This is a genomic window from Microbacterium sp. (assembly GCF_030149085.1).
Taxonomy (GTDB): domain Bacteria; phylum Actinomycetota; class Actinomycetes; order Actinomycetales; family Microbacteriaceae; genus Microbacterium.
The window spans coordinates 1-13307 of the sequence record NZ_JASBSF010000375.1 but is presented as its reverse complement, the minus strand read 5'-3'; the positions used below and the strand labels follow the sequence as shown (position 1 = coordinate 13307).

Here is a 13307-nt window from a genome sequence, read left to right as displayed (position 1 = left end):
CCCCGTGACCGCGACTTCGGGCCGGGTGGCGCCTATGCCGCACAGCACACCGCCGTCGCGGAGCAGATCATGCGAACGCTCGGGTCCGAGAGCCCCTGGCAGCTGGTGTACCAGAGCCGCTCAGGGCCGCCGTCGGTGCCGTGGCTCGAGCCCGACGTCAATGACGCGATCGCCGCACTGCCCGCGCAGGGCCGGCGCGGAGTGCTGATCGTTCCCCTCGGGTTTGTCAGCGACCACATGGAAGTCATGTGGGACCTCGACACCGAAGCCATCGAGACCGCCACCGAGCTCGGTCTTGTCGCCGTACGCACCGCGACCCCGGGAACATCGCCCACCTACGTCGCGGGCCTCGTTGACCTCATCGAGGAGCGGCTGCAGGGTACGCCCGCGTCGCAGCGCGAGCGGGTCACGTCCCTCGGTCCCTGGTTCGACGTGTGCCGGCCCGGATGCTGCGAGAACGCCAGGCTGGGCTTCCGCCCGGCACTCGCGGGGTTGACGCCGTGACCGTGCGCTTGGGGACCCGGGCCAGCACGCTGGCGATGACGCAGTCCGGAACGGTAGCCCGGATGCTGACAGCATCGTCGGGCCTCGAGGTCGAGCTCGTCCCCCTCACGACGCACGGCGATGTCGCCACCGGTTCTCTCGCGTCGCTGGGCGGCACGGGTGTGTTCGCGACGGCGTTGCGCGAAGCGTTGCTCGCGGGGGAGTGCGACCTGATCGTGCACTCCCTCAAGGACCTGCCGAACGCTGCCTACCCGGGCCTCACGCTGATCGCGGTTCCCGAGCGCGAGGGTCAGCGCGATGCCCTGTGTTCGCGCGGCGGCGTGACCCTTGCGGAGCTCCCCGCCGGCGCGCGCGTGGGGACCGGCTCCCCGCGCCGGGCCGCTCAGGTGCTGGAGCGGCGGCCTGATCTCGTTGTCGCCGACATCCGCGGCAATGTCGACACGCGCCTGCGCAAGGTCACAGACGGCGAGTATGACGCGATCGTCCTCGCCGAAGCGGGCCTTCGCCGGATCGGTCGGGACGGCGAGATCGCCGAGCTGTTCGACCTGCACGCGTGGCCGACCTCGGCAGGTCAAGGGGCACTGGCGATCGAGATCCGCACGGCTGATACGACCACCGAGCTGGGCCGCGCCCTGCGGGGCCTGAACGATCCAGCCGCCGCGATCCCCGCGCTCGTGGAGCGGGCGGTGCTCGCAGAGCTCGAAGCCGGCTGTGCTGCGCCTGTCGGTATCTCTGCGATCCAGAACGGCGAGAGCGTGGAGGTCGCCGCGACGGTCTACCGGAGTGACGGGTCGCGCAGCATCCGTGTCGAGGACGCCGCGCCAGTCGCCGTCGTCGCCGAACCGGCGGGCCGGGCGGCGCTTGCTGAACGGGTCGTGCGGGTGCTCCGAGATCGCGGGGTCGATGAGCTCGATGACTGAAGCACTCGCCGGACGCACGGTGCTCGTGCCGCGCGGTGGAGCATGGGGTGAGCGCGTCGCGCGCCTTCTTGCAGACCGCGGTGCCGTGCCCGTGATTGCGCCGCTGATCGAGACCAAGCCCCCGCGCGACCTCGAGGCCCGGGACCGGTTCTTCGCCGACCTCGCCGCCGGCACCTACGACTGGGTGTTCATCACCAGTGCCGCTGCGGTCGAACACCTGCGCGCTGCGGGCATCGAGATTCCTGCTGCCACGCGCGTCGCCGCGGTCGGGCGTGCAACCGCTCGCGCTGTCGTGGATGCCGGGTTCGAGGTCGACTTCGTTCCGGCCGGGCGCTCGTCGGCGTTGGCCCTCACCCAGCAGTGGTGCTCAGCCCATGATCCTGCGGGCGTCGGGCGGTGCCTTGTCTTGCGCTCTGACCTCGCCATGGCGGTGGTCAGCGACGAACTGGAGATTCGCGGCTACGCGGTAGACGTCTGCATCGCCTACCGCACCGTCGGTGTCGACCTCGCGGAGGGGATCGTCGACGATCTTCGATCGGGGCGGATCGACACCGTTCTTCTGACCTCGACGAGCGTCGTTCGAGAGCTCAGCCATCAGGTCGGCGCCCTCCCCGAGCACACGCTCCTTGCCTCGCTCGGCCCCGGTACGACCCGGGATGCCGAGCGTCGCGGCCTCACCGTGTCGCTGACCGCACCCGAGCAGAGCGTCGAGGCGCTGATCGCCGCCCTTCCGCGCACATCCCTGGAGGCCCGAACATGACCACCTACCCGACCCACCGCCCGCGGCGCCTGCGACAAAGTCCCGCCATGCGGCGCTTGGTCACCGAGAACGCGCTGTCGGCATCCGCCCTCGTGCTCCCGGTGTTCGTGACCGAGCGGGACGAACCTCAGCCCATTGCGACGATGCCGGGCGTTCGGCAAGAGACCCTCGAGACGCTGCCGCGGGTCGTGGATGCCGCAGCCGACGCGGGCCTCGGCGGCATCATGCTGTTCGGTGTGCCCCTTGCCCGGGATGCCGTCGGTTCCGGGGCCACCGACCCCGACGGCATCCTCAACCGGGCCATCCGCGTCGCCCGGACGGCAGCTGCGGGCCGGCTCACCGTGCAGGCCGACCTGTGCCTTGACGAGTTCACCGATCACGGCCACTGCGGCGTTCTCGATGCCCACGGACGGGTCGACAACGACGCGACGCTCGAGCGGTATGTGGCGATGGCGCTCGCGCAGGCAGACGCTGGAGCCGAGATCCTGGGCCTGTCGGGCATGATGGACGGCCAGGTCGCCGCGGTTCGCGAAGCCCTCGACGCGGCGGGGCGAACGGATGTCGTGCTCCTGGCCTACTCGGCCAAGTACGCCTCGGCGTTCTACGGGCCGTTCCGGGACGCCGTCGAGTCCACGCTCGTCGGCGACCGAAAGACCTACCAGCTCGACCCGGCAAACGGTCGGGAGGGGCTCCTGGAAGCATCCCGCGACATCGAGGAGGGCGCCGACATCGTCATGGTCAAGCCCGCGGGACCCTACCTCGACGTTCTTGCGGCGGTAGCCGAGCGCTCGCCGATCCCGGTGTGGGCGTACCAGGTGTCGGGGGAGTACGCGATGGTCGAGCTCGCCGCGGCAGCCGGGGCCATCGACCGCGATCGCGCGATCATCGAGTCCCTGATCGGCATCCGTCGATCCGGAGCCGACGCGATCCTGACGTACTGGGCGCTGGAGGTCGGGCAACTGCTGCGCGACGGGCGCGACGCTGGAGATGCGCGATGACCCACAACGACGAACTCTTCGCCCGGGCTCAGACCGCCATGCCCGGGGGCGTCAACTCACCGGTGCGCGCCTTCGGCTCGGTCGGCGGCACGCCCCGCTTCTTCGTCTCGGCCCGCGGGCCGTTCGTGACGGATGCCGACGGCCGCGAGTACGTCGATCTCGTCGCCAGTTGGGGGCCGGCAATCCTCGGGCACGCCCACCCCGCCGTGATCGATGCCGTCACCGCTGCCGCGGCACGCGGACTCTCGTTCGGTGCCAGCACGCCGGCCGAGACCGAACTCGCCGAGCAGATCGCCGGGCGGGTCTCGGCGGTCGAGCGGGTACGGCTCGTGTCCACCGGCACCGAGGCGACCATGACGGCGGTGCGCCTGGCGCGCGGATACACCCGCCGTGACCTCGTCGTGAAGTTCTCTGGCCACTACCACGGCCACTCCGACGGACTGCTCGCGCAGGCGGGCTCAGGCCTGGCGACCCTTGCGCTGCCGGGTTCTGCCGGAGTCCCCGAGGCGATCGCGGCGCAAACGATCGTGATCCCTTACAACGACCCCGAGGCGCTCGCGGCCGTCTTCGCGCAGCATCCGGATCGCATCGCTGCCGTCATCACCGAGGCGGCGGCGGCGAACATGGGTGTCGTGCCGCCGAAGCCGGGATTCAACGCGCTGCTGGCACGCACGTGCCACGAGCATGGCGCGCTGCTCATCCTCGACGAGGTGCTCACGGGCTTCCGCGTCGGTCCCGCCGGGTTCTGGGGCCTCCAGGAGGCGGCGGGCGAGAAGTACACGCCCGACCTGTTCACCTTCGGCAAGGTCGTCGGTGGCGGACTCCCGGTCGCCGCCGTCGCCGGTCGTGCCGAGGTCCTGGAGATGCTCGCGCCGCTCGGCCCCGTCTACCAGGCCGGTACGCTCTCGGGAAACCCCGTGGCTGTCGCTGCGGGCCTCGAGACGCTGCGGCACGCGGATGCCGAGGTCTACGCCCGGCTCGACCGTGCTGCCGATGAGCTCTCCGTCGCCGTGGAAGAGGCTCTGACGCGCGAGGGTGTTGCTCACGTCATCCAGCGGGCAGGGAACCTCTTCAGCGTGTTCTGGGGCGAGGATGTCGCCACCGGCGTGTCTGACTACGAGACCGCCGTGCGGCAGGAGGCGTTCCGTTACCGCGCGTTCTTCCACGCGATGCTCGACGCAGGAGTCTCGCTCCCGCCGTCGGCTTTCGAGGCCTGGTTCCTCACTGCCGCGCACGACGACGCGGCGCTGTCCCGCATCATCGACGCTCTTCCCGCAGCCGCGCGCGCTGCAGCTGCGGGAAGAGCATGAGGTCTAGGCCGAGGCCTTGGCCTTCGGTCGGGTGAAGAGGGTCTCGGTCTGCTCGAGCTCCATCCCCTTCGTCTCGGGGATGCGCAGCCACACGAAGAAGAACGAGAGTGCGGCGAATGTCGCATACATGCCATAGGTCACTGGCAGCGACCAGCTCGACATCACCGGGAAGGTCATGGTGATCAGGAAGTTCGCGATCCACTGAGCGCCGGCCGCGACGCCGAGCGCCTTGCCGCGGATGCGGCTCGGGAAGATCTCGCCCAACAGCACCCACACGAGCGGTCCCCACGATGCGCCGAAGCCGACGACGAAGAGGTTCGCAGCCACGAGGGCGAGCGGACCCCACGCGCCCGGAAGGGTTACGACGCCATTGACGGTCTCGGAGAAGGTGAACGCGAGCGCCATGGTTCCCAGCGACACGGTCATGAGGACGGATCCGGTGAGCAGGATCGGCTTTCTGCCCACCCTGTCGACCAGGAAGATCGCGATCAACGTCACGAGCACGTTCGTCACGCTCGTGATCACGCTGATCAGCGGCGCGTTGGTCATGCCGACCGAGTTCCACAGGCTCGTCGAGTAGTAGAAGATCACGTTGATGCCCACGAACTGCTGGAACACCGACAGGATGATGCCGATCCAGACGATCGGTTGCAGCCCCAGAGCCTTTCCGCGGATCGAGACTCCGGCGTTCTTCTTGTCGGTCTCGATCGCCGCGATGAGGTCGTTCATCGTCTTGTCGAGATCGACGGCAGGTACGAGGCGTGCGAAGATCGCCCGGGCCTCGTCGTTGCGGCCCTTGCTGATCAGATAGCGCGGCGACTCCGGCACCGTGAAGGACAGGATGCCGTACACGGCGGCGGGGATCACCGCGACGAGGAACATCCAGCGCCAGGCGTCAAGTCCGAGCCACAGGACGCTGTCGGCTCCGCCGGCGATGCCCTCCAGCATGGCGTCGGAGAGCAACGCCGCGAAGATACCGATCGTGATCGCCAGCTGCTGCAGCGACGCGAGACCACCGCGGATCTGTCGAGGCGCGACCTCGGCGATGTAGGCGGGCGCGACGACAGACGCGATGCCGATGCCGATGCCCCCGACGACGCGCCAGAGGCCGAGATCCCACACCGAGAAGGCCAGGCCCGTCCCGATCGCGCTGATGAAGAACATCACCGCACCGAGGAACATGACCCGTAGGCGCCCCCAACGGTCGGCGAGGTTACCCGCCGTCAGCGCGCCGACGGCGCAGCCAAGAAGGGCGATGGCGACGATGAATCCGGTCACGAAGTCGTTGAGGGCGAAGTCGGACTGGATGGACTCGACCGCGCCATTGACGACCGAGGAATCGAAGCCGAACAGGAATCCGCCGACGGCAGCGGCGATGGAGAGGGCGATTGCCCGCCGGCCATAGGTGCTGTTGAGAGAGAACGTCCCCGTGGGGAGTGCGTCTGAAGAGGATGTCACGCGACTCACCGTACCCCTGCCGCGGCGCCGTGACGGATTCGCTTGGCCCTCGTCGTGACGTCCGCGTGTGCGGCGAACTACAGTGAACCCATGCCCGTCACCCTCCTGGGCGCCGCGGAAGTGCGGGCGCTGGCAGCCGATCTCGACGTCACGCCGACGAAGAAGCTCGGACAGAACTTCGTCGTCGACGCCAACACGGTCCGCAAGATCGTTCATCTTGCGGGAGTTCGCGCGAGCGAGCATGTCGTCGAGGTCGGCCCCGGTCTCGGCTCCCTGACGCTCGCGATCCTCGAGACCGGGGCGGAGGTCACCGCCGTCGAGATCGACCATCGGCTTGCCGAGCGTCTTCCTGCCACGGCCTCGGCGCACGGTGTCGCCGAGGGTGCGCTACGGGTCATCGATCAGGATGCGCTGCGGATCACCGAGCTTCCCGGTGAACCGGCAGTGCTCGTAGCCAATCTGCCCTACAACGTGTCGGTTCCCGTGCTGCTGCACTTCCTCGAGAACTTCCGGACGATCGAGCGTGGCGTGGTGATGGTCCAGGCTGAGGTGGGGGAGCGGCTTGCCGCTGCCCCCGGCTCCAAGGTGTACGGGGCGCCGAGCGTCAAGGCAGCGTGGTGGGGTTCGTGGCGGCTGGCCGGCACGGTGTCGCGGCAGGTGTTCTGGCCGGTCCCGAACGTCGACAGCGTGCTTGTCGGTTTCGAACGCGCGGAACCACTCGGCTCGGAGGGCGAGCGGATCCTGACCTTCCGCATCATCGATGCGGCGTTCCAGCAGCGTCGCAAAATGCTGCGCCAGGCGCTCGCCGCCGTTCTGGGTGGAAGCGCACTCGAGGCATCCGTCGTGCTCGAGCGCGCCGGGGTGGCGCCGACTGCGCGAGGCGAGGAGTTGACGGCTGCGGAGTTCCTGCGCATCGCCAGAGCAACCGCCGCGGCTGCGCGATAGCCTCGAAGCATGACCGAAGAGCAGCGATTCTCGCGCAGCCGAAGCGACATCCACCGCCCCTACTCGGCATCCGGGGACCGCTACTGCGCCACCGACTACCGACAGGTGGGCACGTCGGGTCTGTACCTCCCACCGATTTCGCTCGGGCTGTGGTGGAACTTCGGTGACAACATCCCGTTCGACAACCAGCGGGCGCTGCTGCGGCACGCCTTCGACTCCGGGATCACGCACTTCGATCTGGCCAACAACTACGGGCCGCCCTACGGATCAGCCGAGACGAACTTCGGACGGATGATGCGCGAGGACTTCGCGCGCTACCGTGACGAATTGATCATCTCGTCCAAGGCCGGTTACGACATGTGGCCGGGGCCGTACGGCGACTACGGTTCGCGCAAGTACATCCTCGCGAGCGCCGACCAGTCGCTAGCTCGCATGGGTCTCGATTACGTCGACATCTTCTACTCCCACCGGATGGATCCGGTCACTCCCGTCGAAGAGACGATCGCAGCGCTCGATACCCTCGTGCGTCAGGGCAAGGCCCTTTACGTCGGGATCTCGTCGTACTCGGCCGAGCAGACCGCGATCGCCGCGGCCGTGGCTCGGAGCCTGGGGACGCCGCTGGTCATCCACCAACCGTCGTACTCGATGCTCAATCGCTGGGTCGAGGACGGTTTGACAGGCGTGCTGAGCCAGGAGGGACTGGGCGCTATTGCGTTCACGCCCCTCGCGCAGGGCCTTCTTACCGATAAGTACCTCAGCGAAGCGGCCGCCGACCGTGCGCAGAGCCGCAACTCGGTGCCGGCGGATCGAGTGTCCGAACGTGGCCGTTCGCTCCTGGGCGGTTTGAACGAGATCGCTCGGCAGCGCGGCCAGAGCCTTGCGCAGATGGCCATCCAGTGGGTGCTTCGTGACCCGGTGGTCACGTCAGCGCTCATCGGAGCATCGCGTCCGTCCCAGCTCGACGAGAACCTCGCCGCGGTTACGGGGCCGGCATTCGACACCGAAGAGCTTGAGCAGATCGACGCACTCACCGACGGGATTGACCTGTCGCCGTCCGGCCCGATCTGGTCGGATTCTGCGGCATCGTGACGGCACCGCTTCGCTCCGACGTCGTCCGGGTGAGGGCACCGGGCAAGCTCAACGTGTTCTTCGAGGTCGGCCCGCTGCTCGACGACGGCTACCACGCCGTCGCTTCGGCCTACCAGGCGGTCTCGCTGTTCGAAGAGGTGTGGGCCGTAGCGGCAGATGACTTTCGGCTCGAGGTCACCGGCTCGGTGGATGTCTCAGCAGTCCCGCTCGATGACCGAAACCTTGCGCTGCGGGCTGCACGCATCCTCGCGCAACACACCGGGTACGACGGCGGCGTTCACCTCACGATAGACAAGCACGTCCCCGTCGCCGGGGGAATGGGTGGTGGTTCGGCAGATGCTGCTGCGGCGCTGGTCGCCTGCGATGCACTGTGGGGCACTGACGTGGGATCTGGCGAACTGCAGCGGCTTGCTGCGAGGCTCGGCGCCGACGTCCCGTTCGCCCTGATGGGTGGAACCGCCGTGGGCGTTGGCCGGGGGGACCGGCTCAGTCCTGCGCTCGCGACGGGTCGCTTCGAGTGGGTTATCGCTCTTGCCGATGGCGGACTGTCCACCCCCGCGGTGTACAGCGAGCTCGACCGGCTTCGGGCGCGGACCGCGTCGGCCGGGCATCCGTCGACGGGCGCGATTCCGCTGGGCCGCATCTCCGGGGCTCGCGACGATGACGCAGACCCGGCCGTCGGAACGGGTGTGCTGCACGCTCTCCGCGCCGGCGATCCCGAGGAACTTGCGGCTCACCTGCACAACGATCTGCAGGAGGCGACGCTGTCGCTCCGGCCCGAGCTGAGTGATGTGCTCGAACTGGGGGAGCGGTCGGGAGCTCTCGCGGGGATCGTGTCGGGGTCGGGCCCCACCACCGCATTCCTTGCCGAGGATCTCGAGTCGGCCCTGGAACTCCAGGTGACGTTGTCTGCCGCGGGGTATACGGCCCTCCACGCGCACGGACCCGTGCCCGGCGCACGTCTGATCTGACCGAGCCGCGGGCGCCTCTGATGCGCCGCGGATATTACCGCCGGATTTCCGCTTCGGCCAGAACCGCCCCAGTGTCCCAGGCCTCCGGTAGCGTGATTCGGAGCCGAATCGGCGGTCCCCGACGAACGGAGAACCATGAAGGCTGTCATCGACAACGTTGTCATCGCAGAGGCGTCTCGCGATGATCTTCTCTCGATCGAGGGCAACTGGTACTTCCCGCCGAGCAGCATCGCCGACGGCGCGCTGGCCGAGAGTCCGACGCCGTACACGTGCCCGTGGAAGGGTGTGTGCCAGTACTACGACATCGTCGCCGATGGAGTCACGCACTCCGATGGGGCGTGGGCCTACCCGACGCCGTACCCGAGCGCGTTTGATCGCGTCGGGGCCGACTTCTCGGGCTATGTCGCCTTCGGGAAGGACGTGTCGGTCATCGACTGACTCGGTGCCGCCGTGATCATCTTCGACGACGTCACGAAACAGTTCCCCGACGGAACTCGCGCTGTCGACGGGTTCAGTCTGACCCTCCCCGCGCACAAGACGACGGTCTTCGTCGGCTCATCCGGATGCGGCAAGACGACCCTGTTGCGCATGATCAACCGCATGGTGGAGCCGTCGCAGGGCGTCGTCACGATCGACGGTGAGGACATCGCTGGCAAGGACCCGGTCAAGCTGCGCCGCAGCATCGGCTACGTCATGCAGAATTCCGGCCTGTTGCCGCACTACACCGTGATCGACAACATCGCGACGGTTCCCGTGCTCCAGGGGATGTCTCGCTCTGCCGCGCGCAGCCGCGGTCTCGAGCTCATGGACACGGTGGGGCTGGATCGCTCGTTCGCCAAGCGATATCCGAGCCAGCTCTCCGGCGGCCAGCAACAGCGGGTGGGGGTCGCGCGCGGACTTGCGGCCGATCCCAACATTCTCCTGATGGACGAGCCCTTCGGCGCAGTGGACCCGATCGTGCGCGCCGAACTGCAGCAGGAGTTGCTGCGGCTGCAGGACGAGGTCGACAAGACCATCGTGTTCGTCACTCACGACATCGACGAGGCGTTTCTGCTGGGGGATCAGGTCGTCATCCTGGAAAAAGGTGCACACATCGCCCAGGTCGGCACGCCGAGCGAGATTCTCGAGAACCCGACATCCGAGTTCGTGGCGTCGTTCATCGGCGCCGACCAAGGGAAGCGCTCGCTGCACCTGAAGAAGACCGCGACCGGTACGGCTGTGATTGACGGGCAGGGGCGCACGCAGGGGATGCTCAGTGATCCGGATGAGAGCGCGCGAGGCGTACCGTCGTGACCTGGGTTCTGGACAACCTCGATCTGATCCTTCAGCTGTCGGTGGAACATCTCCGCCAGTGTCTGATCGCGATCCTGCTCGGGTTCGGCCTGTCGATTCCGCTGGGCTTTCTCGCCTGGCGGTTCCGACTTCTTCGTGGCACCGTCGTCACGATTACGGGATTGATGTACACCATCCCCTCGCTCGCGCTACTGTTTCTGCTCCCCGCCCTCTTCGGGTATGTAGCTTTCAGCGATCTGAACCTCATCCTCGCGCTGACGCTCTACGCGATCGCGCTTCTGGTGCGGTCGGTTGTCGACGGACTCAACTCTGTCGACGAGGGCGTACGTGGCGCTTCCACTGCTATGGGCTTCTCAGGTGCGCGTCGGTTCTTCGCCGTCGAGCTTCCGCTGGCCGGCCCCGTCATCCTCGCGGGTCTGCGGGTTGCTGCCGTAAGCACGATCGCGCTTGCACCGGTGGGCATTCTCGTGGGCGTGTCGAATCTGGGGTACCTGTTCACCAATGGTCTCCAGCGCCGCATCATCCCCGAGGTCCTCGCGGGGGTTGTCGCCGTCGTCATTCTCGCCCTCGTGATCGATCTCGTGCTGGTTCTGATCGGGCGGATACTGATGCCGTGGACGCGCCGGACGCGAGTACGGCCTCGCGCAGCCTCATCCGCTGCTCCTGCGGAGGCGAGCGCATGAATCTTCTCATCGACGCCTGGGCCTGGATCATCGCACCCGAACAATGGTCCGGCCGATACAGCCTGCCAACGCTGCTGCTCGAGCAGCTGGGCTACACCTTCGCCGCCGTCGGAATCGCCGCTCTCATCGCCGTGCCGATCGGCTGGGCAATCGGACACACCGGCAAAGGACGCGAGGTCGCTGTTGCCGTTTCGGGCGCGGCGCGCGCCATTCCCTCGTTCGGGCTACTGATTCTTCTCGTCCTGGTCATCGGTGTGACGCGCCGGGCTGAGGCTGCGCTGATCACGTTCGTCCTCCTTGCCATCCCGTCTCTGCTGGCCGGCGCCTACACGGGCCTCCAGGCAATCGATCGGGCCACGATCGACGCGGCGCGCGCCATGGGGATGACTCGCTGGCAGATCCTGTGGCGCGTCGAGGTTCCGCTGGGTCTCCCGCTGCTGGTCGGCGGGCTGCGGACCGCCACTTTGCAGGTCGTCGCAACCGTCACCATCGCCGCCTACGTGAACCTGGGTGGGCTGGGATTCCCGATCATCCAGGGCCTTCCACTGCGGGCGTTCGATCAGGTTCTTGCCGGATCGATTCTCGTCGCCCTTCTCGCCCTGGTCCTCGATGGTCTGCTCGCCCTCCTGCAGCGCGCTGCAGTGCCGCGGGGACAGCGCGCCACGAAGACCCGGCGTACGCCATCCGACACCGGGCCCCGGTCCGCCCAAACGCCCGCTCGGGTCCCTGACACCGTCGCGTCTAGCCCGTCCACCTGACCGCACCATCCCGCACCACCAGAAAAGAAAGAGGCACCATGACCACCACACGCACCCTCCGCGCCGCCGCGCTCGTCGGCGCCGCCGCGCTGCTGCTGGCCGGCTGCGCTTCGGGCAACCCGCTCGAGGAACCCACCGACGGTAGCGGCAGCGGCGAGATGATGTCCGACACGATCGTGGTCGGCTCGCAGGCTTACTACTCCAACGAGATCATCGCCGAGATCTACGCGCAGGCTCTCGAGAACGCCGGCTTTGATGTCGAGCGTCAGTTCAACATCGGGCAGCGGGATGCCTACATCCCGGCGCTCGAGAGCGGCGAGGTGACGCTCTTCCCGGAGTACAGCGGAAACCTCCTGCAGTACTTCGACCCTGAGACGACGGCACGCACAGCCGATGAAGTCTACGCGGCACTGCCCGACGCGCTGCCGGAAGGACTGGTTGTGCTCGACCAGTCCACCGCGACCGACCAGGACTCGTACACCGTCACCTCAGCATTCGCCGATCAGTACGGTCTCGTCTCGATCGCCGACCTCGCTAACGTCACCGAGCCCCTGACGCTCGGCGGCCCGCCGGAGCTTGCCGAGCGCCCCTACGGGCCGACGGGGCTTGCCGACGTGTACGGCATCGACGTCGGCTTCTCGGCGACGGGCGACACCACGTTCGAGGACCTCGAAGCTGGCACGATCAACCTCGCCAACATCTACACGGCCGACCCGCGCATCCAGACCGCGGGCCTCGTCGTTCTCGAGGACCCCGAGGGGCTTTTCCTGGCTTCGAATGTCGTCCCGGTCGTGAACGCGGATGTCGCTGACGAGATCGCCGACGTCATCAACGCCGTGAGCGCCGCCCTGACCCCCCAGGGTCTGGTTGCGCTGAACGTGCAGAGCACGGTTGACGAGATGTCGCCCGCCGACATCGCGTCGCAGTGGCTGCAGGAGAACGGCCTGAGCTAACCAACGCGACGACAACGAAGCGGCTGCCACCCGAGAGAGGGTGGCAGCCGCTTCGGCGTTCGGTGGGTGGTGGGTCAGCGGCCGAACAGGCTCGCGAAGAACCCCTTCGACGGCTCATTCTCGTGCCCGGCACAGCGCTGCGCTTTCGGGACCCCGACGAGGGCCTGCTGCACGTGCTGGCCGCAGCCGCCCCACGTGACCTTGCCGCACTTCCGGCACGTCGTCTGATAGCACATGGTGTCTCCTTCACTGGCTGCGCGGGCAGCACAAATGGCGGTCCGTCACCGTGACGGTCCGAGCGATGAGTGTTCGGGGATGCGGCTCAGGCGAGCGACAGGAAGAGCTTCTCGAGCTCCTCCTGCGTCAGGCCCTCGGCCTCGGCGGTGCCGTCCGGGTCGGCGACGCAGTCGCGCATCGCCGCCGAGATGATGGCGAACCCGGCGCGGTCGAGAGCGCTCGTGACGGCAGACAGTTGCGTCACGATGTCGCGGCACGTGTCACCGGCCTCAACCGAAGCGATGACAGCGTTCAGCTGACCCTGTGCGCGCTTGAGCCGGTTGGTGATGCGCTTGCGCGTTGCAGCCTGCTCCTCGGGGGTGCCGGTGATCATCATGCGTGGACCTCTTCTCTGACAAGGATGCTGGCGGCTTGATCGCCCCACCACT

General features: G+C 67.7%; 16 protein-coding genes. 13 read left to right on the top strand and 3 right to left on the bottom strand.

The annotated features are described in order from the left end of the window. From Q1V87_RS15120 to hemL, 5 genes are all read left to right on the top strand, one after another. A partial coding sequence (locus tag Q1V87_RS15120; RefSeq protein WP_300594697.1) for a ferrochelatase occupies positions 1-504 on the top strand: 504 nt, incomplete at its 5' end. Then, on the top strand, positions 501-1424 hold the full coding sequence (hemC, locus tag Q1V87_RS15115; RefSeq protein WP_292733854.1) for a hydroxymethylbilane synthase: 924 nt from the start codon (positions 501-503) through the stop codon (positions 1422-1424). The genes Q1V87_RS15120 and hemC, both read left to right, overlap by 4 nt. Beyond that, positions 1417-2184 carry a uroporphyrinogen-III synthase gene (locus Q1V87_RS15110; protein ID WP_300594692.1) on the top strand — a complete coding sequence of 256 codons (768 nt, stop codon included), beginning with the start codon at positions 1417-1419 and terminating at the stop codon, positions 2182-2184. The genes hemC and Q1V87_RS15110 overlap by 8 nt, the downstream gene beginning before the upstream one ends. Further along, positions 2181-3182 carry a porphobilinogen synthase gene (gene hemB, locus Q1V87_RS15105; protein WP_300594690.1) on the top strand — a complete coding sequence of 334 codons (1002 nt, stop codon included), beginning with the start codon at positions 2181-2183 and terminating at the stop codon, positions 3180-3182. The genes Q1V87_RS15110 and hemB overlap by 4 nt, the downstream gene beginning before the upstream one ends. Next, a complete protein-coding gene (gene hemL / locus Q1V87_RS15100) occupies positions 3179-4492 on the top strand; it encodes a glutamate-1-semialdehyde 2,1-aminomutase (protein ID WP_300594687.1) in 1314 nt (437 codons plus the stop codon). Before hemB ends, hemL begins: the two co-directional genes overlap by 4 nt. A gap of 3 nt (positions 4493-4495) precedes the next feature. On the opposite strand, the gene Q1V87_RS15095 is transcribed toward hemL, so the two are convergent. Further along, complete coding sequence (locus Q1V87_RS15095; RefSeq protein WP_300594700.1) at positions 4496-6091, bottom strand: sugar porter family MFS transporter; 1596 nt, start codon at positions 6089-6091, stop codon at positions 4496-4498. Between Q1V87_RS15095 and rsmA the strand changes: the two genes are divergently transcribed. The 8 genes from rsmA (at position 6041) to Q1V87_RS15055 (ending at position 12642) form a co-directional block, all read left to right on the top strand. After that, a complete protein-coding gene (gene rsmA / locus Q1V87_RS15090) occupies positions 6041-6895 on the top strand; it encodes a 16S rRNA (adenine(1518)-N(6)/adenine(1519)-N(6))-dimethyltransferase RsmA (RefSeq protein ID WP_300594685.1) in 855 nt (284 codons plus the stop codon). The two genes, Q1V87_RS15095 and rsmA, sit on opposite strands and share 51 nt — an antisense overlap. A 9-nt stretch (positions 6896-6904) precedes the next feature. Beyond that, on the top strand, positions 6905-7984 hold the full coding sequence (locus Q1V87_RS15085) for an aldo/keto reductase (protein ID WP_300594681.1): 1080 nt from the start codon (positions 6905-6907) through the stop codon (positions 7982-7984). Beyond that, entirely contained in the window at positions 7981-8955 is a 975-nt protein-coding gene (locus tag Q1V87_RS15080) for a 4-(cytidine 5'-diphospho)-2-C-methyl-D-erythritol kinase (protein ID WP_300594678.1), read from the top strand. The genes Q1V87_RS15085 and Q1V87_RS15080 overlap by 4 nt, the downstream gene beginning before the upstream one ends. 135 nt (positions 8956-9090) lie before the next feature. Continuing rightward, positions 9091-9393: a DUF427 domain-containing protein gene (locus Q1V87_RS15075; protein WP_300594675.1), complete on the top strand. Its 303-nt coding sequence runs from the start codon at positions 9091-9093 to the stop codon at positions 9391-9393. Positions 9394-9405: 12 nt separating this feature from the next. Beyond that, positions 9406-10248 (top strand): ATP-binding cassette domain-containing protein, encoded by an 843-nt coding sequence (locus Q1V87_RS15070; protein ID WP_300594672.1) that lies wholly within the window; start codon positions 9406-9408, stop codon positions 10246-10248. Continuing rightward, positions 10245-10931: an ABC transporter permease gene (locus Q1V87_RS15065; protein WP_300594670.1), complete on the top strand. Its 687-nt coding sequence runs from the start codon at positions 10245-10247 to the stop codon at positions 10929-10931. The genes Q1V87_RS15070 and Q1V87_RS15065 overlap by 4 nt, the downstream gene beginning before the upstream one ends. Beyond that, positions 10928-11689, top strand: a complete 762-nt coding sequence (locus Q1V87_RS15060) for an ABC transporter permease (protein ID WP_292725729.1) — start codon at positions 10928-10930, stop codon at positions 11687-11689. The genes Q1V87_RS15065 and Q1V87_RS15060 overlap by 4 nt, the downstream gene beginning before the upstream one ends. 38 nt (positions 11690-11727) lie before the next feature. Further along, positions 11728-12642, top strand: coding sequence for an ABC transporter substrate-binding protein (locus Q1V87_RS15055; protein ID WP_300594667.1), 915 nt, complete (start codon positions 11728-11730; stop codon positions 12640-12642). 74 nt (positions 12643-12716) lie between these two features. On the opposite strand, the gene Q1V87_RS15050 is transcribed toward Q1V87_RS15055, so the two are convergent. Both Q1V87_RS15050 and Q1V87_RS15045 read right to left on the bottom strand, forming a co-directional pair. Further along, positions 12717-12878, bottom strand: a complete 162-nt coding sequence (locus Q1V87_RS15050) for a hypothetical protein (protein WP_300594665.1) — start codon at positions 12876-12878, stop codon at positions 12717-12719. A gap of 86 nt (positions 12879-12964) precedes the next feature. Continuing rightward, positions 12965-13255, bottom strand: coding sequence for a metal-sensitive transcriptional regulator (locus Q1V87_RS15045; protein ID WP_195691893.1), 291 nt, complete (start codon positions 13253-13255; stop codon positions 12965-12967). Positions 13256-13307: the final 52 nt, after the last annotated feature.

Coding starts and splice junctions, on each gene's coding strand:
- Q1V87_RS15110 (WP_300594692.1), top strand. CDS start 1,417: ATGACTGAAGCACTCGCCGGACGCACGGTGCTCGTGCCGCGCGGTGGA.
- hemB (WP_300594690.1), top strand. CDS start 2,181: ATGACCACCTACCCGACCCACCGCCCGCGGCGCCTGCGACAAAGTCCC.
- hemL (WP_300594687.1), top strand. CDS start 3,179: ATGACCCACAACGACGAACTCTTCGCCCGGGCTCAGACCGCCATGCCC.
- rsmA (WP_300594685.1), top strand. CDS start 6,041: ATGCCCGTCACCCTCCTGGGCGCCGCGGAAGTGCGGGCGCTGGCAGCC.
- Q1V87_RS15085 (WP_300594681.1), top strand. CDS start 6,905: ATGACCGAAGAGCAGCGATTCTCGCGCAGCCGAAGCGACATCCACCGC.
- Q1V87_RS15075 (WP_300594675.1), top strand. CDS start 9,091: ATGAAGGCTGTCATCGACAACGTTGTCATCGCAGAGGCGTCTCGCGAT.
- Q1V87_RS15060 (WP_292725729.1), top strand. CDS start 10,928: ATGAATCTTCTCATCGACGCCTGGGCCTGGATCATCGCACCCGAACAA.
- Q1V87_RS15055 (WP_300594667.1), top strand. CDS start 11,728: ATGACCACCACACGCACCCTCCGCGCCGCCGCGCTCGTCGGCGCCGCC.
- Q1V87_RS15050 (WP_300594665.1), bottom strand. CDS start 12,878: ATGTGCTATCAGACGACGTGCCGGAAGTGCGGCAAGGTCACGTGGGGC.
- Q1V87_RS15045 (WP_195691893.1), bottom strand. CDS start 13,255: ATGATGATCACCGGCACCCCCGAGGAGCAGGCTGCAACGCGCAAGCGC.